At 76.7% G+C, this 580-nt stretch carries 1 pseudogene; it reads right to left on the bottom strand.

The features are described from left to right. Nucleotides 1–580, bottom strand: a pseudogene (locus ACYVE9_RS30270) (hypothetical protein); the annotation flags it as partial.

The following is a 580-nucleotide window of genomic DNA, read 5'->3' as shown; positions in this document are numbered from 1 at the left end:
GGGCCCGGCTCGGCAGTGGCGCCGGCTCCGGAGCACGCTCCGGCTCGGGCTGCGCCTGCTCGGGCGGGCCCGGGCGCCGGCTGCGGGCGGAGAACCAACTGGTCTCCATCTCCTCGAATATCGGCGTGCGCACATCGGCGGTGGCCGTCGGGGCGATGGGGAAGTCCAGCTCGGTGGTGTCGTCCTGGCGGGCCGGCGGGGCCGCGGGCAGCGGGTAGTTGCCGGTGTCGTACGGCTGCTGGCCGTTGCCGTAGTCCTGGTGTCCGCCCTGGTCGGCGCGGTTGCCGTAGTCCTGGGTGCCGGCGTACTCCTGCTGGTTCCCGTACTCCTGCCGGCCGTTCTGCGGCTCCTCGCGGCGGGCCTGGGACGGTGCGCCCTGGTGGGGCGCGCCGCTGGTGGCGCCGGTGAAGCCGGGGCGGGCGAACTCGCCGGTGCCCTCGGGGTCCTCGTGACCCCGCGGGGCGTCGACACCGTAGCGGCCCCGCTGCCCGGGTATCAACTCGTCGCGGGCACCGGCCCAGCTCGGCCGCTGCTGGTTGTCGCCGGGTGCGCCGCCCTGGCCCGGGCGGCTCTCGCCCGG

The sequence above is a fragment of the Streptomyces sparsus genome (genome assembly GCF_054776295.1).
This window is presented reverse-complemented; position numbering and strand designations above follow the sequence as displayed.